Source organism: Streptacidiphilus carbonis, assembly GCF_000787775.1.
GTDB classification, from domain to species: domain Bacteria; phylum Actinomycetota; class Actinomycetes; order Streptomycetales; family Streptomycetaceae; genus Streptacidiphilus; species Streptacidiphilus carbonis.
The window spans coordinates 79,346-100,461 of sequence record NZ_BBPM01000012.1 but is presented as its reverse complement, the minus strand read 5'-3'; the positions used below and the strand labels follow the sequence as shown (position 1 = coordinate 100,461).

Here is a 21,116-nt window from a genome sequence, read left to right as displayed (position 1 = left end):
CGACGCGACAGAGGGGTTCGGGCCGGGGACACTCCGGCCCGAACCCCTCAGCCGTTTCCCGAACCGGCTTGCAGCGGGGACGCCCAAGCAGCTCAGCGGTAGGCTCTGCCGCCATGACGGGGATATGGCTGGGACTCTGGTGGGCCGCGGACCTGGGCGTGATGACATGGCTGATGATCCGCTGGGGCGTCCGCGGGCAGCGCGCCCGAAAGCGGTTCATGGTCGAGCACCCGGAGGAGTACGCGGCCATGGGCAGCAAGGAGCAGAGCTGGGCCGGTCCTGAGTCCGGTCGGTACATGCTCTGGATGGCCCTGGCGTTCGTGGCGGCGGTGGTACTGGTCGGGCCGCTCGGCAGCATGGCGATCGTGGGGCGACCGTAAGCCCGTCCGCATCACGGCAGTTCGGCAGGCGCGCCGATCAGGTCGCGCACGTCACGCACGTCACGCACGTCACGCCGGCCGACGACTGGCACCTCAGGCCGCCTCGCGGGTGACCAGGCCGGCGCGGTGGGTCTGCTCGGCGACGCGGCGACCGAGGTGGCGCGCGGTGCTCAGGTCGGCGTCGTGCACGGCGGCCGTGTCGTTGAAGCTCTGCGCGCCGGCGCCGAGGTAGAAGCCGAGCCGGTTGTCGTCCTCCGGACCGGAGGTCGTGGTGTTCCAGCCCGGCAGCAGGCCCAGGCTCACCCAGAGCATCCCGTGCTGGGCCGCCAGCAGTGCGAAGTACTGCAGGGTGTGCATCTTGTCCCCGCTCATGGAACCGGAGTTGGTGAACCCGGCGGCCAGCTTGTCGCTCCAGGCGCGGGTCATCCACCGCTTGCTGGTGGCCTCGGCGAATGCGTGGAAGGCCCCGGAGGCGGTGCCCATGTAGGTGGGTGAGCCGAAGATGATCGCGTCGGCGCCGTCCAGCAGTTCCCAGTCCGCGTCGCCGAGCAAGGCGACGTCCACCTGGTGGACCTGCGTCCCGGGAACGGAGCGCGCGCCGTCGGCCACGGCAGCGGCGAGCTGGCGGGTGTGGCCGTAGCCGGAGTGCGAGGCGATGGCGATCGAGATGTCGGACATGGTTTTTCCCTCTCATGGCGCCTATGGACGGCGAGGGGCTTCGTCGGGGCCGGCATCGCGGATCCCAAGCCCCTTGATCAGTGCTTCGCCATCTACCGTAACACCGATAATTCAGTGTTACGCGAATCGGCGTATCTTTGTTCCATGGACGAGGGAAAGCACGCCGTCAGGTACCGGGTTCTGCAGGTCGCGGCCAAGCTGCTGGAGGAAGAGGGCAGCGGGGCGGTGTCCACGCGGGCGGTCGCCACCGCTGCGGGGATCACGGTCCCCGCGCTGTACCGGATGTTCGGGGACAAGGACGGGCTGCTGGTCGAGCTGGCCGCCTACGGATTCGACCTGTACCTGGCCGAGAAGAAGGAGGCGCTCTCCGATTCCGAGGACCCGGTGGCCGATCTCTACCGGGGCTGGGACCTGCATGTCGACTTCGGCCTGCGGCACCCCGCCTTCTACGTGCTCATGTACGGAGCGGCCCGCCCCGGGAGCAGGCCCCCGGCCACCGACGAGGCGTATGCGCTACTGGTGAGCGTGCTGGACCGGGCCGCCGGCGCGGGCCGCCTGCGGGTGCCGGTGGACGTGGCGACCCGGGTGGTCTACGCGGCGACGACGGGCGCGACCCTGGCGCTGATCGGGGAAGAGGCGAAGGACCGTGACCTGTCGGCTTCGTCGCGACTGAGGGACACCGTGATCGGGTCCGTCACCACCGGTCCGCCACCCGTCGCGGCAGGCGCGGACCTGGCGTCGCGGGCGCTCGCACTCGATGCCGCACTGGCGGCCCAGGACAGTGCCGCGCTCCCCCTTCGCGATCCGGAAACGGCCCTGCTGCGCGACTGGCTGCGACGGCTCGCCGAGTAGGGCCGTCCGGCGGCCGGGCCCCCGGCGCCGGTCACCGCCGTCTCCCGTCACCGCCGTCTCCGGGCACCGCAGTCACCGTCCCGCGTCCTCGTCGGTGAGGCCGGTGACCCGCATGGTGATGTTCAGCCGCCCCGACTCAAGGCCGGTTGCGGGGTCGGCGGTGCCGTCGTAGACCTTCGGTACGCCGTGGTAGACGTAGCGGGAGGGGCCGCCGAAGACGAACAGGTCACCGGAGGCGAGTTCGACGTCGGTGTACGGCCTGGTCCGGGTCCGGGTGTTGCCGACACGGAAGACGCAGGTGTCGCCGCTGGACAGGGAGACGACCGGGGCGGAGGACTTCTCGTCCTTGTCCTGGTGCATGCCGAGCCTGGCCTGCCCGTCGTAGAAGTTGATCAGCGCAGTGTCCGGGGTGTAGCCGTCGGCGGCCGTTTCGTCGCCGTAGGCGTCCAGGACGGCGCGGCGCCCGAGCCGCACCATCCAGTCGGGGAACGCGGCGACCCGCTGCCCGTTCACGTCACCGGCGGTGCGGGTGTACCTGTACGGCTGCCAGTGCCAGCCGATGCACACGGTCTGGACGGACATGGCGCCGCCGCGCGGCAGTCGGGTGTGGCGGATGGGGACCGGGCCGGTGGCCCACGCCCTGCACGCGGCCACCAGCTCGCGCTGCTGTTCCAGGGTGAGCCAGCCCGGCAGGTGCACCGCACCGGGGGCGATCTCCATGGCGGGACGGGGAATCAGTGCGCTCACGCGTTCCCCCAGGCGGGCGGGTAGGAGGTCACCCAGCGGCCGCGCACGTCCCAGGTGCCGCCGTCGGCCGTGGCGCCACGCAGTCCGTTCAGGGTTTCGGCTCCGGCGAGGGCCGGGAGGCGGGGGTCCTTGAGGGAGGCGAAGGCGAAGGTCCGGGCGGGGTCCCACGCCGTGGAGTGGCGCAGCCGGCGCGTGAGTTGGGCGAAGCCGAGCGGGGCCGCGGCCACCACCCACGCATCGGGCAGCCCGGCCGTGAGCCGGGTCGCCGGGCGCAGCCAGGAGGCCGCGGTCTCGGGCCAGGTGACCATGGTCAGGATCCTGCCACCCCGTGCCGCCCAGGCGGTGGCGAAGGCGTCGGCGGCTCTCCGTGACGCCTCGTCACGGCTGTGGCCCACGGCGACGGTCTCGGTCCGGGAGTGCTGAAGCGTCAGCAGGTGGACGAGGGCGGTGAGTTCGGCGTCGGTGTGCGGGCCGGGCCGGGGCAGGTCGCTGTGGGCGGCCAGGTCCGCGGCGCGGATCAGGGGTGAGCGGAAGGCCTCCCGGCCGGTGAGGACGGTCATGGCGTGGCGGCACTCTCCCGGTTCGTCTTCCAGCGGAGGTACTTCTCCGGCAGGCACACGGCGCAGGGCCGGTATCCGGCCGCGATCGCGGTGGCCTCGTCCGGGAAGAACACCCGGTACTTCGCATAATGGCCGCGAGCGATGGCCCGCAGTGCGGACGGGCAGTCGAGTCGCCCGTAACAGCGTCCACGGCGGTGCCCGCCCAGCGTTCCCGGCGTCCCGCTCCGGTACGGCCGCGAGTCCGGGCCCAGCAGCGCGTACAAGCGCTGCTGGGCGGGCCGGCCCTGGGCCGGAACGGCGGAAGTCATGCCGCGTCGTGGAAGACGAGGCCGAGCGTGCGCCGCCGACCGCAGCGGACGGTACTCACGCCGTGCCGCATCGGGCCGGACGACCAGCCGCGCTTGGAGAGAACCGGCCGGTCGCGGGTGGTGAAGATCAAGCCGTGGCCCTGGCGCAGGGTCGTGGACGATCCCCGCGACTGCGCCCGGGGGCGCTGCTCGGTCATGATGAACTCGCCGCCGCTGAAGTCGTCACCAGGGGCGTCGAGGCCGATGACGACCTGGAGCGGGAAGAGCATCTCGCCGAACACGTCCTGGTGCAGGGCGTTCCAGTCGCCGGGCCCGTAGCGCAGCAGGATCTGGGCGGACCTGGTCTGCCCGGCCGCGTGGCACTTGGCCACCCACTCCTCAAGGCTGTCCGGCCACGGAGCGGGCCGGCGCAGCTTCGCGGCCCAGTCCCGGGCGATGGGCAGCAGGCGCGGGTAGAACGCCTCGCGCAGTTCGCGGACCGTGTCGGGCAGGTCGTGGGTGAAGTAGCGGTACTGGCCGGAGCCGAAGCGGTGGCGGGCCATGTCGACGGTGGAGCGGAAACGTGCGCCCTCGTCGTACAGGGCGGCGAGCTGCCGGCACTCGCCGGAGCTGAGGAGCTTGCCGGTCTGGGCGTGTCCGTGTTCGTTGAGTTCGTCGGCCAGGGCGCCCCAGTCACCTTGGGCGACCCGGGCGGCGACGGGGGCCGTCAGACGGGTGGTGTGCGGCATGGTGAGGATCCTCAGATCAGCGTCGGCTGCAGGACGCCCTCGTGGGTGAGGAGTCGGACCTTGCGCTCCACACCGCCCGCGTAGCCGCGCATCGAGCCGTCGGCGCCGATGACGCGGTGGCACGGGCGTACCAGCAGCAGCGGATTCGCGCCGATCGCCGCCCCGAGCGCCTGGACCCGTTCACGCGGCACGCCGATCTGCTCGGCGAGTTGGCCGTAGGTGGTGGAGGTGCCGTACGGGATGTCCTCCAGGGCGTGCCACACACGCTGCTGGAAATCCGTGCCGCCCGGCGTGAACTCAAGGTCGAATTCGGTCAGTTCACCCGCGAAGTACGCCTCCAGCTGCCGCACGACGTCCACGAAGGCCTCCGGGACATGGCTCCAGCCGGGCTGGACGGCCGGGGTGTTCCGCTGGCCGGGCATGGACAGCGAGGTCAGTGTGGTGCCGTCCGGCGTCTGCTTGCCGACCAGGAGCAGCTCGCCCAGCGGGCTGCCGGTCCTCGTGTAGACGGTCGTCGTCGCCTCCCTTTCGCTCTCGTTCACCTTCAACGATGAGGCTCGGCGGCGACGATTGCTGGCGGGATTCGGACGTCACGCTGCGGTGACGTCACGCTGCGGTGGTGCGGCGCCGGTCGGCGGCGGCGTTCCGCGCCGGGTCGGGCATCAGGGGGTGCACCGGCTCCGCGGCCCCGGCATACCGCCGGGGCCGCGGAGCGGGCGGTGGGAGGGCCGGCCCACCGTCGGCTGACGTTCGACTACAAGCCCTTCACCTGGTTGTAGATCTCCTTGCCGGCCGCGTTGAAGGCATGGATGTACGGGTTCGGGCCGAGGAACGCGGCGGGGCCGGACGCACTGGTGGAGACGGCTGCCGCGTAGAAGAACGCGCCGCCGGCCATGATCGCCGGATACTGCTTCGGCTTGTTGCCGTAGCTGATGGTGATCCTGGCGACGTCCGACGTGTAGTGCCCGGCACCCAGCAGCAGGAGCTGCCCCTGGCCGACCCGCTCGCCGGTGGAGTCGAAGTACTCGATGATGTGGCCGGCGCCCCACATGCGGTCGTTGATGAACGTCGGCGGGACGTCCGAGCTCTTGCCCTGATCACCCTTGGTCTCGCACTGCACGTACTGGCCCGCGGAGTCGACGGCGATCACCGCGCCGTCCGCGTCCTGCGAGGCGATCGGAGTGCGGGCGGCGATCACCGCGTGGTACTTGGAGGCGTCCGAGCCCAGGCAGGAGGCCAGGACCTTGGCGACGGTCCCGGCACCGATCGGCGGCGTCGTCACATCGGTGACAGCGAATGCGGCGGGGGTGGGGGCCACGTGGACCGAAGAGGGTCCCGACCCGGCCCCCCCGGACGTCGAGCCCTTCGTCGCACCCGCCCCCGCCCCCGCACCCCCACTCGCACTCGCACTCGCACTCGCGCCCGCGCCCGCGCCCGCGCTCTGTGAGGCGGCGCCGCTGGTCGGCATGCCGCTGCCGAGCGCGGGGGCGGCGACAACCGGCTTGGCGGTCCCGAGCCCGCCGAACACGGCCATGGTCGCGACGCTCACCGCGGCGACACCGGTGGCCACGCCGAGCGGCAGTCCCCACCTGCGTCGCAGTGAAGCGGGCCGGTCGTCCGGGTCGATCTTCATCAGCAGTTCCTCTCGGATCCGCCGGTGGTTCGGCAGATCACGATCGGGGGGAGCCGCGGGAATGCCGTGGATCTCATTCATCGTGCGACCTCCTCCACATGGGCGGGATTCTTGGAACTGAACGACGCCGGCCCCGCTGGTCCGTCGACGAAGTCGGCCTTCAGCCTCCGCCGTGCCCGGTGCAGTCTGGACTTGACGGTTCCGACCGCCACCCCCAGCGCCGCGGCGGCCGCCTGCTGGTCCAGGCCGGACCACACGCAGAGCTCGACGACCTCGCGCTCGTGGCGCGGGAGCCGGGACAGCATCCGGTGGATCTCCGACATCCGACGCGCGTCGTCGACAAGGCCGGCGACGCGGTCCGCGTGGTCCACCACCGGCTCGTCGTGCGAGACGAGCCGGTGCAGCAACGCCTCGGCCCGCCGCAGCCGCCGCCTGGTGTTCGACAACAGGCGGTCGGCGATGCCGAGCAGCCACGGCAGGGCCGAGTCGCGGTCCAGCACGGTCTCCGACCGCCGCCGCCAGGCATGCATGAACACCGTCGACGTCAGGTCCTCAGCCTCGGCCCAGTCACCTGTCCGCCGGAACAGGTGGTTGTAGACGGTCTTCGCATGCCGGTCGAAGATCCGGCCGAATGCCTCCCGATCGCCGTCGACGGCCCGCGTCCACAGCTCCCGGTCGGACACACGTCCGACCGCTGCTGCGGGACCAGCGTCGTTCAGTTCCATGCTCTACATGTGTCCGGCAACCGACCGAAGGTTCCCGACGGGCCTGATCCCCTTCGACGGGGCACCCACTGGCTGCTGCCGGACGGACCGTCACACCGCAACCGGGAGGCGTCCTGCTTCAGGTCGGAAGCCGAGGCTGCGGGGTAGGGTCGTGCGATGCACTGGGGGTTCGTTGATTTCGAGATCGGTCCGCCGTACGAGCACGACGTGCGGGTCACGGCCGCGGACGCGGAGTTCGCGGACGGGTGCCACCTCGTCGGCCCGGGCGGCCGGGTGGAGTTGGTGTTCGGTTTCTCGGTGACGGCGGAGCCGGACGACGACCTGACGGTCACTCTGCGCGGATCCGCCGAGCCGGCGGCACGGAACGTGCCGGTGCGGATAGCCGTCAACGGCCAGCCGCTCGACTCAGTGCAGACTGCCCGCGGTGAGGGCGAGCCGGCCCAGTGGCGGATCGCGATACCCAGAGAACTGCTCACCCGACGTCCGGACGACGTGCTGTCGTTGCACGTGGACCCGGACGCCGACGGCGGCCTGCGCCTGTTGCAGGTCCTGGTCGATCCCTCGGCCCGGATCGGCCAGGCCGACCAGATCCGCCGGAAGGTGGCCGCGGACGGAACACTGTGGGCGTACCTGACCCACACCGGCGCGCCCGGGGCCGAGAAGAGCGACAGCGCCCAGGGCGTGCTCTGGCTCGCGTTGGGCGGCCTGGGTCGGGCCGCACTGGCATCGCTCGGCTGGCGGTTGCGGGACGGCGAACGCGCGAACCTGGTCTTCGAGGTCGACCAGCGCCGGTTCACCGGCTACCGGGTCTCGGCCAAGGACGGGGCTCCGGCCTGGTGCCGGGGCGAGGTGGCCGGCGTGCGGCGGCTGCCGCGGGCGCTGCCGCGGCAACATCTGACCGTGGTCTTCGACGCCCAACTGCTCGGCGAGCAGGGCTGGAGCGACATCGCGCCCCTGAGCGTGCTCGTGGACGTCGACGAGTCGCGCTCCCCGCTGGCCGAGATCGAGTGGGGGACCGACCAGCACCGAGCGCGGACCACGATCGCGGTGACGCCGGACGGGCAGGCCTTCTTCGGGCACCACCAGCGGCCCGGTCAGCGCCCCGTCGGCTTCCGGGGCCGGCTGCGCGGGTCCGGGCGCCCGTTCCCGTTCCAGCCCGCCACCACCGCACCGCCGCTGCCGGCCGAGCCGGCGGTCGAGCGCTTCGACAACTGCCCGGCGAAGGAGCTGACCGGCGGCTCACTCGCAGCGCCGGACGTGATCGCCGCGGCCCGCCGGGCGCTGGCCGACGCGACGACGACCGGACGCCCGGAGCAGACCAGGCGGGTCGGCGCGGCGTTGCGGCACCACCTGCTCGCCCACGGGTTCACCCACCGCCCCGAGGTCGCCCGCGCGATCGCCGCCCTGGTTCCCGACCAGGCGCCGGTCGCGGTGGGCCGGCTGGCCCGGTTCCTGGACGACGCGCAGCACGACCCCAGCGCCCAGGGCGGCATGTACCTGGAGCGCAAGCCGGGCGACTACGAACACCTGTGCACCGCCGTGGCGCTGGCCGCGCTCGACCCCGCCTACGCGGCCACGGCGGCCCAGGCCTACCGGGAGGCGGACCCCTACCCGGCGGCGCTGTTCGGCGCCGACTTCGGCCTGCTCGGCCCCGACCAGTGCGAGCAGGCCCAGCTGCACCTGCAACACCTGGCGGCCGGCCCGCACAGCAAGGAGGTGGCGGCGACCGCCGTGCGCTCGCTGATCCGGCTGGGAGAACTCGAGACCGCACTGCACGCCCTGCGCGGGCTCACCGAACGCGGCGTGTTCCTGTCCCAGATCGTCCGCCCGCTGGCGCAGGCGGATCCGGCGCTGCAGCCGGCCCTGGTGGACAGCGAGTTGCGCGCTCTGGCCGCCGATCCCGGCAACCTCCTGCACCTGGCCGTGCGCGGCCAGGCGCAACCGGTGCGGGACGTTCCCGCCGAAGTGATCGCGTGCGGAGACCAGTACCGGGACCGCCTCGCCCGGGCGCTGTGGGAGCTGGTGCGATCAGCCGCCCTCAGCCCCGACATCCGGTGGCGCGCGGCCTACCGGCTCACGCTGGTGTCCCCCGCAGAGCACGAGCAGGCCGTGCGGGCGCTCACCACTGAGGGCGTGTACGACCCCGAGGCCCCGCCGCCGCAGCCGGCGCCGCGAACCGACCGGGAACTGGCCGCCGCCCTCGAGGAGGTCGCGGCTGTATGGCAGCGGATCGAGCGCGAGCTGGAACAGCGCTTCCCCGACTTCCCCGCGGTCTTCGACGCTCCGGCGTCAGCCGAGGAGGTCGCCGCGTGCGAACAGGCCCTGGGGCTGCAACTGCCGGTCGAGTTCGTGGCCTCGTGCCTGGTCCACCGCAGCATCTCCTTCGGGGACCTCGTGGACGGGATGCCGAACCAGATGGACCTGGGCGACTTGGCCGACTACCGCCAGTACATGGGCGGCGAGTGGTCGAGCGACACCCCGGACCCGGCCGACGCGCAGGTCCGCGGCGACTACGGCTGGCGTGACGGCTGGATACCCCTGGACCCCGGACTCGGCCCGGACAGCGCCGCCCTCGACCTGGACCCCGCCCCATCCGGCCACTACGGACAGGTCATCGCCATGGACAACGGGACGCCCCAGGGCGTGCACGCGGCCGGATGGCTGGAACTGCTCCAACGCTTCGCGTCCCACCTGGAACAGGACCACTACACACTGCACAAGGAGGGCTATCTCGACCTGCCGCGCGGCTGACAGCCCCGGCGCCCGGTACGGCCGATGCGGCACGCCTGATCGAAGCCGACGTCCCCTCGCTGAACGGGACCTGCGCCGTCACAGCTCGTCCCCTGCGACGAGAACCAAGGGCGCAGGTATGGGCGTCCCGGTGTTCGGCATCGAAAGGGCAGGTCATACCCTGCTCGGCGGTTTGGCGAGAGGATGAATCATGGGCGTGGAACGACGCACTCGGCCCGTGCGCAGGCACGGTGCAGCGCGGATGTCGATCCTGGCGCTGGTCGGCGGTGCAGTCCTGCTGACCGCAGGTTGTGCGGGCTCCGCAGGCAAGGCTGCAGCCGGTGGCACACTCTCGGGTTCCGTGACGGCCTCCGAGACCCCCTCCACCGCCGTGCCCAGCCCTGAGGCGTCGACCACCCCGGCCAAGACCCCCTCGACGCCCACCCCTGCGAATGCCACGCCGGTAAACACTCCTGCCGGCGCGACGCCGACAACAGCTGCCGCACCCGCGACAGCAGCCACGCCGACGGTCGTGGCCGGTCCTGGCGCGGGCAGTCCCACCCTCGCAGTCCAGGGCTGGATAGCCGCCGTCGCCGAACAGAAGCACACGGCCGCGTGCGCGCTGATGCTGGAGCCGGGTTCCGACGGGGCGCTGCACCCGATCTCGAACGCACAGTGCACGCAGGGCGCGAAGGCGCTGGACAGCCTGCGCACGGCGTGGGTCAAGGGTCCCACCGCCCTGCCCCCGAAGGTGTCGGTGACCGCGTTCAGCTCGTCCACCGCGACCACGGCCGTCGTCTCCGACACGGCCGTCCTCCTGAACGGTCGCAGCCTCCGCACGCTCGAGCTGATCGGCTCGACCGTGCCCTCCGGCGGCACCTTCGAGCTGAGCCTGGGCCTGTCGAAGTACCGCAGCGGCTGGTACGTCAGCGCACTGAACATGGACGCGAACACCGGCACCCGGACCGGCACAGTCCCGCAGGGCTGAGCGGCGGCACATGAAGCGCCGCACGCGGGTTGCGCCGCAGATGCCCGACCTTGACCCGGTCGGGCATCGTCGAGAACCGCACCACGCGGGCTTCGGGGTCCCAGCTGTACAGCATGGTGGTCAGGTGGGGATGGCCACTGCGCTTGACGGTGGCGAGCGCGCCGAACTGCTGCTCGCCGAGCAGGCTGGAGAGGGCTTCGTCGGAAAGTGGGCGAGGTGCTGGTCCTTGAGTCATGACGTGATCAACGTCCATGCCCGCCCAGCAGTTCACGGACAAACCGGCCTTCATGTGAGCCCCCTGTCGGATTCGAACCGACGACCTACGCATTACTAGAGCGGCGATCAACCGGCCAGACGTCGGCGGCGGGCGGTGCCGGGTTATGCCGTTCGGCACCGCCCAGTGTCGTCCCGTTCGGTTTCCTCGCTGGTCAACGTCATTCTTCCAGCCGTCAGATCGGATGTCTGGCGAGGCATGGGCCTACATCCGTGCTGATCCGTGCCGATCCGTCCGAAGGCGTCCGGCCTCCCCTCGGCCTCCCCTGGCCCTCCAGCGCAGCAGCCAACCACCGCGCAATCTGTGCTTGGAATTGCCGCAGATGATGGTACGGAGCGAGGTCGGCCATGTGATGGCCAACCTCCACCCACAACCGGGCTCATCACCGTGAGTAACCATCTCCCTGGAGCTCAAGCAACCATCGGCGCACGGCTCGCGGCAACGCACTCCATCCATCAAGTCACCAGACTGCCGCAATGCGATCACTTGTGCCGGCGAGCTTGTTCTCCTTGAACAGCTGAGCCACATCGGCCTCCAAGGCGAAGCGGATGTCGGCTCCAAGGCGGCCCCAGCCGAAGAAGTCGCACGTCGCGCGCAGTAGCTCCTCCTCGCTCATTCCTGGGCACTCCGAGGCCAGCTCATACAGAGCGAGCCGACGCTCGGCCGAGGGCACGTGGGTAACCTTCCGAGTCCACCTTGGATCGGGTGTCCGCGCCCGGAGCGGAACCTCCTGCACAAGGCTGTATACGCCCTTCTCCCCTTCTGCGATGAGGCCGGCATACGTCAAACCCGCCAGCACCGCGCGCATGTTGTCACGGATCCTGCTGCCCGACCGGGCCACGCCCCACGCCTCGCGAGCGCGCAGGATCAGCAGTTCCTCGTGGATCGGACCCTCGACCTCGACGATGCGCGACAGGAGTCGGCGCAGTTCCGGACGCGCCTCGGAAGTGTGCAACTCGTGCGCCGAGAATGCCTGCAATTCCGCCGTCCGGTATGGCGTGGCCCACTCTCGCGCATGAGCGGCAACAACGGAGACACGCTCTGGCTCGGGCACCGCTGCGGCCGTCTCCTCGGAGGAGAAGGTCAGGGCTGCGGTAGGGCGCCGCACAGGTGGCGGGGTCGCGCCGGGGGCCTGAGCGATGGCCGTCTCGACGGCGGCACGCAGGCGGTTCTGGGCTCCGACGCGGTCACGGTACCAGTCGGTGCCCCAGATCCGGTAGAGCTTCCAGCCGAGGCCGTTCAGAACCTCCTCGCGTAGTCGGTCACGGTCCCGTGCGACTTTGGACGAGTGGTACATCGCCCCGTCACACTCGATCCCGAGAGCATATGAGCCGGGCGCCTCGGGGTGCCGCAGACCGAGGTCGATGCGGTAGCCAGCCACGCCGACCTGGGGCTGGATCTGATAGCCCCAACTCTGCAGGACCTCCAGGACCGACTCCTCGAATGGGCTCTCGGGTTCGGCCTGCTCCTGGACGAGCTGCTGGGCAAGGACGGCGGGACCGTGCTGCGCGTACTGGAGGTAGCGCTTCAGATGCTGGACGCTCTCATTGTCGCTGTCGCGGAGTTCGTCGCCAGTGAACGAGGCGACGAGTTCCATCCGGTAGCGGGCTCGCGTGACTGCGACGTTGAGGCGCCGCCAGCCACCCGGCCGGTTGATCGGGCCGAAGTTCTGCGACAACCTGCCGTGCTGATCTGGCCCGTATCCGACGGACATGATCATCACGTCGCGCTCATCCCCCTGTACCGACTCCAGGTTCTTCACGAAGAAACCGCCAAGACGGTCCTCCGTGAAGAAGCGATCCAGATCGGGACGGGCCTGTCGGGCCTCCTCGACGGCCAACTCGATAGCGGCAGCCTGTGACTGTGAGAGGGCAACCACGCCCAGGCTCTGCCCGGGACGGGTCTCGAAGTGATGCAGCACCCGCTGAGCAACCAGATCGGCCTCGATCGCGTTGTCCGTACGTCCGCCGCGGTCGTAGACGCCGTTCACCCGGAAGAACTCGACACCCACGTGATTGCCGGACTCGTGGGCGCCCGGAAAGGTCACCATGGAGTTTCCGTAGAATGACCGGTTGCTGAAGGTGATCAGGTCCTCGTGGCGGCTACGGTAGTGCCAGCGAAGGTCCAGCGTGCGCATCGCCCCGGCACGACAGGCGTTCAACAGCGACTCGAAGCTGTCCGGAAGGTCCTCGTCCCACTCGTCGGAGTCATCGCCGACCGCCGCGTCGAAGAAGGACGTCGGGGGAAGCTGCTTCTCGTCACCAGCCACGATGAGGGCCCTGCCCCGGTAGATGCAGTTGGCGGCATCGCTCGGCCGAACCTGGGATGCCTCATCGAAGATGACGAAGTCGAAGTGGTAGTCAGCTGGTAGGAACTGGCTGACCGTCAGTGGACTCATCATGAAGCACGGCTTGACCAGTCGGACCACGTCGGCGGTCCTTGACAGCAGGTCGCGAACCGGCATGTGGCGGGTCTTCTTCTCCGCCTCTCGCGTGATCACAGCTGCCGCACCACCGGCGAAGCTCCGCGGGCGTCGGCTGTTGACCCTCTCGACAACCGCGCCTCGGGCAGCGGCCACCAGCCTTCGGTCCGCCGCGCGGAAGTCAGCCGCCCGCGCGTCCAGATCCGTGGAGCGAACAACCCGAAGCCGGGAGTCTCCCTCCAGCACAGCATCGGCCCAGGCCCTCAGCAGCGCGCCCTCCACCACTGCGGGGAAGTCTGCCGCCCCAATCCCGCGCTCGACGCTCCGCGCCACCAAGCCTTGTGCATCAAGCCGCCGCAACTGCTCGAGGCCGACGTTGAAGGCGCGCCACTCCTCCGGGCCCTGATGGTCGCGGCGCAACCGGTCGATCAGCGTGCGTGCCTGCTCCAGGGTGCCCAGCAGCTGCGGCGACAGCTGGACCGCACGGGCATCCGTGAACAATCCCTGCATCGCTGCCGTCTGCTGCGCCCACTGTGAGGCGCGCCGAGCGGCCTCGTCGCACCAGTCCCGCAGGGCGTCGCGCACCGCGCGTGCCTGTAGTCGCACCAGTTGATCAGGCGTTGCACCGTCAGCGAGCAGGGCTGCCAGCTGGTCCCGGCGCTCCATGCCCGCACTGAGGGCGATGGCACGACGGGCAGTCGTCAGCGCTTCGCGGAGCCGATCGAATCCGTTCCCGTCCAGCGGTGTGTAGCGGCCGAGCAAGGTGGAGTGAGCGGCTCGCAGTGCGGCGCTGCTGGCGGCCGCCTTCTGCCAGGCCAGCGCGTCACCAACCCGCTTGGGAAGGTCCTTGTGCCACGCTCCGGTGACCGTCAACGCAGTCACCGCGGCCCGATCCGCCTTGTACGAGGCGGAGAAGCGGGTCAGCACACCGTGATGCTGCTCCGCGAACCGCTGCGCCAGCTCAGCGAGGTCCATGGCAGGCAGGACCCGGTCGGTGAACACGTCCGCAGCCCGCTCGCGCGCCTGCTGCTCGGCGGTGACGGCCTCCCGAAGCCCGAGCTCCGCTGCCTCGGCCTGCACCAGCGTCCCCTCGTCGAGCCAGACGGCGAGGGGCCGGTGGGCTGCACCTGAGAGTTCCGCGAGTTCCAGCAGGGCAAATGCCGTCGCAGCATTCGCCGGCTTGGACATGCCGAAAGCATCGGCCAGCTCGGCAAGGATGCCGGACGGGTCGTCCGGCAGGATGGCCGGCGCCGCAGATTGGTCCGAACCCTCGCTCCTGGGAAGACCGGCACGAAGCTCCAACACTATGGCATCGAGCTCGCGGGCCGTCCGTGGCTCGGGCTGGGTCGCCGCGAAAGGGCGTCGCAAGCCCGCGGCCTGGACCTGCTCCAGGGCATCGTCTGCCTGAGCCAGCACCTCCCACGGTGACGCCCCGGTCAGCCCCCTCCAGACGAAGTCCTCGCCCTCCACGGCCGGACGCCAGGCCCGGCTGACAGCGCCTGCCGCATCGAGCGTCCGCTGAAGCACCGCAGCGGACAGATCATGCAGGACTCGGGAGCCGTCCAGGCGCAGCGGCAATTGCTGCCCGCCGCCTCGCTGCTCCAGGGTGACCAGGCGGCCGAGCACATCGTGCAGCGTGCGTTCCAGGGGATCGCGGCGCTCGTTCATGGCGGCGGCATGGCCCGACAGGGCCTCACGCAGTTCCCGTGCCTTGTCGAGCTCGTACGTGGCCGCGCCATTGGCACGCACCTCGGTCGTCAGGACGCGGCCCAGTTCGGTTGCCACAGCCTTCTTACTGGTGTCCCCACTGTGCAGAGCGAGGACAAAATCGCCCAGCCCGACATCCATCAACCGGTTGCGCACCACGTCCAGGGCCGCTGCCTTCTCACTGACGAAGAGCACCGTGCGCCCGGCATGCATCAGCGCGGCAATCAGATTGGTGATGGTCTGGCTCTTCCCCGTGCCGGGAGGACCGCTCACCGCGAACGACCTACCGTCGAGGGCCGCAGCGATGCACTGCCGCTGCGAGGCATCGGCATCCAGTACCAGCGGAGTGCGCTCGGGGGGTTGGACCTCGTCGATCCGGTCCAGGCTCGGCGGCTCAAAGCCGACCAGGTCACTGGGCAGGCCGGCGGCGGGTCCCAGGGCAACTGCGCGGACCAGTGAGTGCGCGAGGATCTGCTCCTCGTTCTGCTGCAGATCCTGGTACATCGCCTCCTTGTGGGAGGCGAACAGACCGAGTACGACCCGCTCGTTCACCGCCCAGCCATGTCGTCCCCCGGCAACACCACGCGCGGCGGTGAGCACACCGCCGAGGTCGGCGGCATCCTCTCCCGCCACCGGCGACCAGTCCACGCCCATGCGCGCGAGTTTGACGGCGAGTGCCGGGTTCTGGATCGCGTCCTGGTCCTCGGCCGCGTACAAACGCGAGCCCCCGCTGCGGTCACGGCGCAGTTCGACCGGCACCAGCAGCAGTGGCGCCGAGGAGGGCTTCTCCTGGTCGTCCGATTCACACCAGTCGAGGATGCCCACGCCGAGCCAGAGCACCCACAGGCCGTAGTCGTTGAACATCAGCCCGGACTGGGCGCGCAGCCGGGTGACCGCTGTGTTGAGACTCGCTTGGGTGTTCTTCTGCGTCACCAGGCCGGCCGAGCGCAAACCGGACGCGGTCGGCGGCACTGATTCGCTGTCGTCGCCATCGGCCTCGACGGCCTCCTCGACCGGCGCGAAATCCCAACCGCGCGCCAGCCCGGCGAGTAGTGCGGCGGCCCCCGGGGTACGGATCTCCAGGCTCGCGGTCCGGGTGTGACGGAAGTTCAGCAGCTTGTTGCGCCCGCTCAGGTCCAGCAGGGATTCGCGCCACTCCCCCAGCACGCGTCGCATCCGCTCGCGCCCCATGTCCCCGTCTCCGAAGCCGGCTGCGGCATGAGTGGTGGGCGTCGGCATGTCATCCATTCGGGTGGGTCGGGTCGGCAGCAGATGCCGAAGCGGCTGAAGGGGTCCATGGGGCTCGGAGGTTCACGATGATACGGGCGAACGCGGCTTCCTCCGACGGGACTTGGGCACTCGCCGCAGGCGGTGGAGCAGTCGGTCGCTCATCCGAGATCCGGGCCGTCGAGGTCGAGTCCGATACGGAAGAGCGTCTCGGCGACTTCGATGGCGAGCTCGTCCCCGGGCCCGTAGACCATGACGAGGTCTTCGTAGAGCGGCTCAAGGAGATGCACGGACTCGGCAACGCGCCCCTGGGCCAGAAGCAGGACCGCGATGCCGTGGCGCAGATCGATGGCCTCCTCGCTCACATCGCCGTCGAGGCCACTGACGACGTTCAGGACACCCTGGAGTTCTTGCAGGGCCTGAGTGACCTGTCCGAGCTCGCCCCGGCAGCGTGCCGCCTGGGCACGACACTCACGGGCAGGTGTGCTGGTAGGGCCGGCGGTACGGGCGTAGGCGTCGGCAAGGGTCGCGAACTCGGGAAGGGCGGCCCGGTAGTCGCCACCGAGGAAGCGGATAACGGCGCGCTGTTTTCGCAGGTCGAGCACCTCCCGGCTGTCGCTGCCCAGAGCACGGGCGGCAGGCTCGACAACCGCGCTGAGCACGTCGACGGCCTGCGTGAACCGTTCCTCGACCAGGAGTGCGTCGGACTGCTGGTAGGCATCCTTGATCGCGGCCCGCAGCAGCGGGTCCGGGACGGGCGCGGGCTCGACGGTAGCGGGTGTCGGAACAGCCGCCGCGGGCGTGTGGGTCCGCGAGCGGGGCGCGTACGGGTGTCGGAAGACGCCGGTCGGGTCCGGCGCGCCGGATGGCCCTGTCTCGACCGGAGCGGGAACCGAGCCGGCCATGGGCAGGAAGGGAAGCAGGCGGTCGTAGACCTGCTGGGTGTCGGCCGGACGGCTCTCGGGAGCCTTGCGCAGCAGTTGCAGTACAAGCTCCTCCAACGCCTCGGGCACGTCGTCCCGGAGTTGCCGCAGCGGGACGGGTGCGGCGGCGAGGTGCTGGTGCATCAGGGCGAATTCGTTCTCGCCGCTGAACACGGGCCTGCCGGCGAGAAGCTCGTGCAGCACGCAGCCGAGCGCGTAGAGGTCGGTGCGCGGCGTGACCCGGCCGCCGCGGACCTGCTCCGGGGCCATGTACTGGTGCGTACCGATCGGGCTGCCGGTCGCGGTGAGCTTGGTGACGTCGGTACGCAGGATGGCGGCGATGCCGAAGTCGAGCACTTTGACCGTCCCGTCCTGGGCGACCAGGACGTTGCCGGGCTTGAGGTCGCGGTGGATCACTGGCACGTCGTGGGCGTGTGACAGCACCGTGGCGATCTGGGCGGCGACGGCAACGGCCCAACTGACGGGCAGTCGCTGGTCCGGGTCGATGTAGGCGGAGAGGGGGACTCCGTCGACGAGTTCCATGACCAGGAAGAGATGCTCAAAAGTTGCGTCCAGGACCGCGTCGTAGACCTGGGGGACCCCGGGGTGCTGAATGCGCGCGGTGATCCGGGCCTCGCGACGGAACCGTTTGGCGAACTCCTCGGCCAGCTGCGGGTTGGTGACAGCAGCCTGGCGGACCATCTTGACGGCCACCGGCCGGTCCAGCACGGCGTCGTAGCCGCGCCACACGTCACCCATACCGCCGTGGTCGAGCGGTTCAATGAGTTCGTAGCGGTCGTTGATCACATTCGCCGGCACGCGGCTGCCCCCGAATCTGCGTGCGCATCTGGTAGTGGTGGCGACCATGGCAGTCCTTCGGCCAACCCGGCAGGTCCGTGTTATGCCGCATACTCAGTGTGACGGCTGTGATGATCGTCGTCCAGCACCGGACACGGCACAACCTCACGGTGGATGGCCGCCCTACATCGCTCTCTCCACCGTGAGGGCGGCCAAAAGCTCGTCAGGCGACGTCGTCCACGCCCTCCTCGCGTCTGATCATCCGCCAGGCGGCCCGGCGGGCACTGCGGTTGAGACTGGCCTGGAAGCCCTTGTCCTGAGCGAAGTACCGCTTGCCGAGGTCGGTGACGATACCCACGTGGTCCTCGACCTTGTCGGCGAATACCTGGTCGAAGACCTTGCCGAAGTTGTCCTCGTCGTTGACGACGGCCGCCTGGCGAACCTCGGTGTCGGCGAGTGCGGCGTTGAAGGCGGGCAGCAGGTCCTGCTCGGTGAAGTCAGTGCCGAACTTGTCGTTGAACTTCTCGATCAGCTGTGAGAGCAGCGACTTCTCCTGCTCGCTCGCACCGCCCCCGCCGTCTCCGATGTTGCGGATCACGGTCGGGCCCTCTGCGGTCAAGCCCATGTCGTACTCGCCGGTCCGCTCGACCCGCATGTGGCTGAGGTCGACCTCCCCTATGTCGACGCCGCCGTCGGCGCGGCGCGGCAACCGGTTGAGCAGATAGCGCCCGTACAGGTGCAACCGCTCCAGCTCGGCGTCGCGGTAGGGGACGATCTGCGCGAGAAAGCCGTACTTGCGCACATAGTCGTTGAGATCCGCGCGGAAGTCCTCAGCGGTCTGCTGATCGTCCTCGTCCTCGCTGTCCAGCAGCACCTCAAAGCGGGCAACTGCCGGGGACAGCATCCGGTACAGCTCCGCATGCAGCTTCTCCCACTTCACGGAGGAGCCGTTCGCTTCGTCCTGGGCGGCGAAGTAGGCGGCGGCGAACTCGTCCATCTCCTGCGCGGTGAGAATGGGAGCAGCCATGACCTTGCTCTGTGCCTGGTAGAGCAGATTCGGGTCGGAGGGGAGAGTCAGCGCCTCCTCGAAGTACGGGCGGAACGCGTCCTGGATGTCCTCGGCCGCGTTGACGAAGTCGAGGACCGCGAGGTCCGCCTGCGACTTGCGTTCGGCCGTGCGATTGAGCCGCGAGAGCGTCTGCACGGCCGAGATGCCGGTCAGCGTCTTGTTGACGTACATGGTGGTCAGCAGCGGCTGGTCGAAGCCGGTCTGGTACTTCTCCGCCACGACCAGGAAGCGGTACTCCTGCTTGCCGGGACCTCCGGCCCGCACGGCCTTGTCGTCGGCGCGGGTGTATGCGAAAGCCTTGGGAAGCGCGCCCTCGGACAGACCACCGTTCTCCTTCGGTTCGGTGATCTCCTCGCCGTCATAGGTGAGCGAGCCCGAGAACGCGACGAGCACACCGAGATCCGGGTACCGGGCGTCATAACCGCGGTCCTGGATGTAGCTCTTGACCGCGCGGGACATCTGAACCGCGGACTGCCGGGACGCCGTCACGACCATCGACTTCGCCCGCCCACCGAGCCGCCCTCGGGTATGGGCGAGGAGGTGCTCCACGATGACCTGCGCATGCTGCGCGACGGTCGAGTCGTGGGTCAGCGCGTAGCGGGCCAGGAGTGGATTGGCCTTCTTCGGGTCGACCTCGCGCTCATCCGGGTTCTTGTTGACCAGCTTCCAGTAGGTGTCATAGGTGACGTAGTTGCGAAGCGGGTCGAGGATGAAGCCCTCTTCGATCGCCTGCCGCATCGAGTAGGTGTGGAAGGGGCGGTACTTCGCCTCGCCATCGACGTCCTGGAGTTCGCCGAACAGTTCGAGAGTCTTCGCCTTGGGGGTGGCGGTGAACGCGAAGTAGGAGAGGTTGGCAGCGCGGGAGCGCTGCAGGGCCTTGTTCTTGAGCCGGTCCGTGACGGTGGTGGGCGCGTCATCAGGGACAGCCACAGGGACGGCCTCGGTCGCCCCCGCGTCATCGGAGTCAGCATCAAGGCCCAGATCGCGCAGGGCTGCCCGGACGGCGGTGGCGGCGTCGCCGGACTGGGAGGAGTGCGCCTCGTCCACGACGATCGCAAAGCGGTGGCCCTGGATCTCGGTCGGGTTGCGCTTGAGGTAGTCCAGCAGCGCCGGGAAGGAGTGCAGAGTGACCGTGACGATCTTCCCGGTCTCGCGGGACAGCGCCCGCGCGAGCTGCGCGCCCTTGGCTCCATGGCTCTCGTCAATCTTCACGACCAGGCCGGCGGTCTGTTCGAAGCTGCCGACCGTCTCCCGAAGCTGGGCGTCCAGATTACGGCGGTCGGTGATGACGATGACCTTGTCGAACACCGGGACACCGGGCTTGAGCCCGGCGGCGTGCGCGGCCGGGTCGAGCGCCGTGGGATCGGTGGGCGTGTGCAGGTCGCTGAGCCGATGAGCGAGCCAGCCGATCGTATTCGACTTACCCGAGCCGGCGGAGGCCATGATGAGGTAGTTGTGTCCGGCACCGCGGACGGCAGCGTGAGCGGTGAGCTTCTTGACCACGTCCCACTGGTGGAAGCGCGGGAAGATCAGCTTCTGACCACCGGTGCCGGACTTCTCCTTGTGGAGGTGCACAAAGCGCTGCAGCAAGTCCAGCCAGTTGTCCCGCTGCCAGACCTGCTCCCACAGGTAGGAAGTGGAGTAGCTGCCGGGCGTGGTCGGCTGCGGGTTGCCGGCGCCGCCTGGGTTCCCCGGACCGTCGGAGCCGGTGTTGAACGGAAGGAACTGGGTCTTCGCCCCCCGGAGGCGCGTGGTGACGAAGACGAGGTCGGGATCGACGGCGAAGTTGGCCACGACACGGCTGGTGAAGATCAGCTCGCTGGCGTCCCGCTGGGTGCGGTACTGCTGCTTCGCCTCCTCCACTCCCTGCCCGGTCAGCGGGTTCTTCAACTCGGCCGTGGCAACCGGGATGCCGTTGAGGAACAGGGTGAGGTCCAGCCGGTTGCCCCGATCGGCCTGCTTGGTGGCGTACTCAAGTTCCCGGACGACGGTGAGCCGGTTGGCCCGGTAGCTGTCGAGGACAGAATCGTCCACGACAAGGTTCGGCCGGAAGTACGCGAGCCGGAGGTGGACACTGCGGTCCTTGACGCCGTCGCGCAGGACCTTGGTCAGACCATCGCCGGCGATCGCCTGACCGAGCCGCTTGGCGAACCCGCGCTGGGCCTCGTCCGGGTCGCCCGCGTACTGGGTGGTGACCAGTTCGCCCCACTCATCGGGCTGGGTCGCACCGATGAAGGTGAACAGCTCATGGGTGTCCAGGCCAAGATCGGCCCGGTAGTCCTGCGGTCGGGCCTCGCGCCAGCCGTGCTCAGTCATGGACGTGACGATGGCCTGCCCGAAGGCGGCCTCGCTGTGAATCGGCGGCAT

Annotated in this window: 15 protein-coding genes and 1 pseudogene; 4 read left to right on the top strand and 12 right to left on the bottom strand. The window is 69.7% G+C overall.

What is annotated here, in order from left to right; genetic code table 11:
• The first annotated feature begins 113 nt into the window (after nt 1–113).
• Nucleotides 114–380 (top strand): hypothetical protein, encoded by a 267-nt coding sequence (locus tag TR46_RS12035; RefSeq protein ID WP_042398316.1) that lies wholly within the window; start codon nt 114–116, stop codon nt 378–380.
• Between the two features lie 93 nt (nt 381–473).
• Here the strand turns inward: TR46_RS12035 and TR46_RS12030 are convergent, their stop codons facing one another.
• Nucleotides 474–1,058, bottom strand: a complete 585-nt coding sequence (locus TR46_RS12030; protein WP_042398313.1) for a flavodoxin family protein — start codon at nt 1,056–1,058, stop codon at nt 474–476.
• Nucleotides 1,059–1,202: 144 nt separating this feature from the next.
• Here TR46_RS12030 and TR46_RS12025 point away from each other — a divergent pair, with 144 nt between their 5' ends.
• Nucleotides 1,203–1,910 carry a TetR/AcrR family transcriptional regulator gene (locus TR46_RS12025; RefSeq protein WP_042398309.1) on the top strand — a complete coding sequence of 236 codons (708 nt, stop codon included), beginning with the start codon at nt 1,203–1,205 and terminating at the stop codon, nt 1,908–1,910.
• Nucleotides 1,911–1,982: 72 nt separating this feature from the next.
• Here the strand turns inward: TR46_RS12025 and TR46_RS12020 are convergent, their stop codons facing one another.
• The 7 genes from TR46_RS12020 to TR46_RS11995 form a co-directional block, all read right to left on the bottom strand.
• A complete protein-coding gene (locus tag TR46_RS12020; protein ID WP_042398306.1) occupies nt 1,983–2,657 on the bottom strand; it encodes an alpha-ketoglutarate-dependent dioxygenase AlkB family protein in 675 nt (224 codons plus the stop codon).
• Nucleotides 2,654–3,217: a type 1 periplasmic-binding domain-containing protein gene (locus tag TR46_RS12015; RefSeq protein ID WP_042398303.1), complete on the bottom strand. Its 564-nt coding sequence runs from the start codon at nt 3,215–3,217 to the stop codon at nt 2,654–2,656. The genes TR46_RS12020 and TR46_RS12015 overlap by 4 nt, the downstream gene beginning before the upstream one ends.
• Nucleotides 3,214–3,525, bottom strand: coding sequence for an Ada metal-binding domain-containing protein (locus tag TR46_RS39350; RefSeq protein ID WP_084718345.1), 312 nt, complete (start codon nt 3,523–3,525; stop codon nt 3,214–3,216). Before TR46_RS39350 ends, TR46_RS12015 begins: the two co-directional genes overlap by 4 nt.
• Nucleotides 3,522–4,253 (bottom strand): 2OG-Fe(II) oxygenase, encoded by a 732-nt coding sequence (locus TR46_RS12010; protein WP_042398301.1) that lies wholly within the window; start codon nt 4,251–4,253, stop codon nt 3,522–3,524. Before TR46_RS12010 ends, TR46_RS39350 begins: the two co-directional genes overlap by 4 nt.
• An 11-nt stretch (nt 4,254–4,264) precedes the next feature.
• The gene (locus tag TR46_RS12005) at nt 4,265–4,795 is read right to left on the bottom strand and encodes a methylated-DNA--[protein]-cysteine S-methyltransferase (RefSeq protein ID WP_042398581.1); all 531 of its coding nucleotides are present in this window, start codon (nt 4,793–4,795) and stop codon (nt 4,265–4,267) included.
• Between the two features lie 212 nt (nt 4,796–5,007).
• Nucleotides 5,008–5,967: a hypothetical protein gene (locus tag TR46_RS42245; protein WP_161790118.1), complete on the bottom strand. Its 960-nt coding sequence runs from the start codon at nt 5,965–5,967 to the stop codon at nt 5,008–5,010.
• Complete coding sequence (locus TR46_RS11995; protein ID WP_042398298.1) at nt 5,964–6,611, bottom strand: RNA polymerase sigma factor; 648 nt, start codon at nt 6,609–6,611, stop codon at nt 5,964–5,966. Before TR46_RS11995 ends, TR46_RS42245 begins: the two co-directional genes overlap by 4 nt.
• A gap of 156 nt (nt 6,612–6,767) precedes the next feature.
• On the opposite strand from TR46_RS11995, the gene TR46_RS11990 reads away from it, so the two are divergent.
• Both TR46_RS11990 and TR46_RS43410 read left to right on the top strand, forming a co-directional pair.
• Nucleotides 6,768–9,362: an SMI1/KNR4 family protein gene (locus TR46_RS11990; RefSeq protein ID WP_042398295.1), complete on the top strand. Its 2,595-nt coding sequence runs from the start codon at nt 6,768–6,770 to the stop codon at nt 9,360–9,362.
• Nucleotides 9,363–9,702: 340 nt separating this feature from the next.
• Entirely contained in the window at nt 9,703–10,329 is a 627-nt protein-coding gene (locus TR46_RS43410; RefSeq protein ID WP_174505116.1) for a hypothetical protein, read from the top strand.
• A 7-nt stretch (nt 10,330–10,336) separates the two neighbouring features.
• Here the strand turns inward: TR46_RS43410 and TR46_RS39340 are convergent.
• From TR46_RS39340 to TR46_RS11970, 4 genes and pseudogenes are all read right to left on the bottom strand, one after another.
• Nucleotides 10,337–10,564 (bottom strand): annotated as a pseudogene (locus tag TR46_RS39340) (pyridoxamine 5'-phosphate oxidase family protein); the annotation flags it as partial.
• A gap of 499 nt (nt 10,565–11,063) precedes the next feature.
• Nucleotides 11,064–15,971, bottom strand: a complete 4,908-nt coding sequence (locus TR46_RS11980) for a DUF3320 domain-containing protein (RefSeq protein WP_042398569.1) — start codon at nt 15,969–15,971, stop codon at nt 11,064–11,066.
• Nucleotides 15,972–16,120: 149 nt separating this feature from the next.
• Nucleotides 16,121–17,749, bottom strand: a complete 1,629-nt coding sequence (locus tag TR46_RS11975) for a serine/threonine-protein kinase (protein WP_174505115.1) — start codon at nt 17,747–17,749, stop codon at nt 16,121–16,123.
• 154 nt (nt 17,750–17,903) lie between these two features.
• Nucleotides 17,904–21,116, bottom strand: coding sequence for a type I restriction endonuclease subunit R (locus tag TR46_RS11970; RefSeq protein WP_042398292.1), 3,213 nt, complete (start codon nt 21,114–21,116; stop codon nt 17,904–17,906).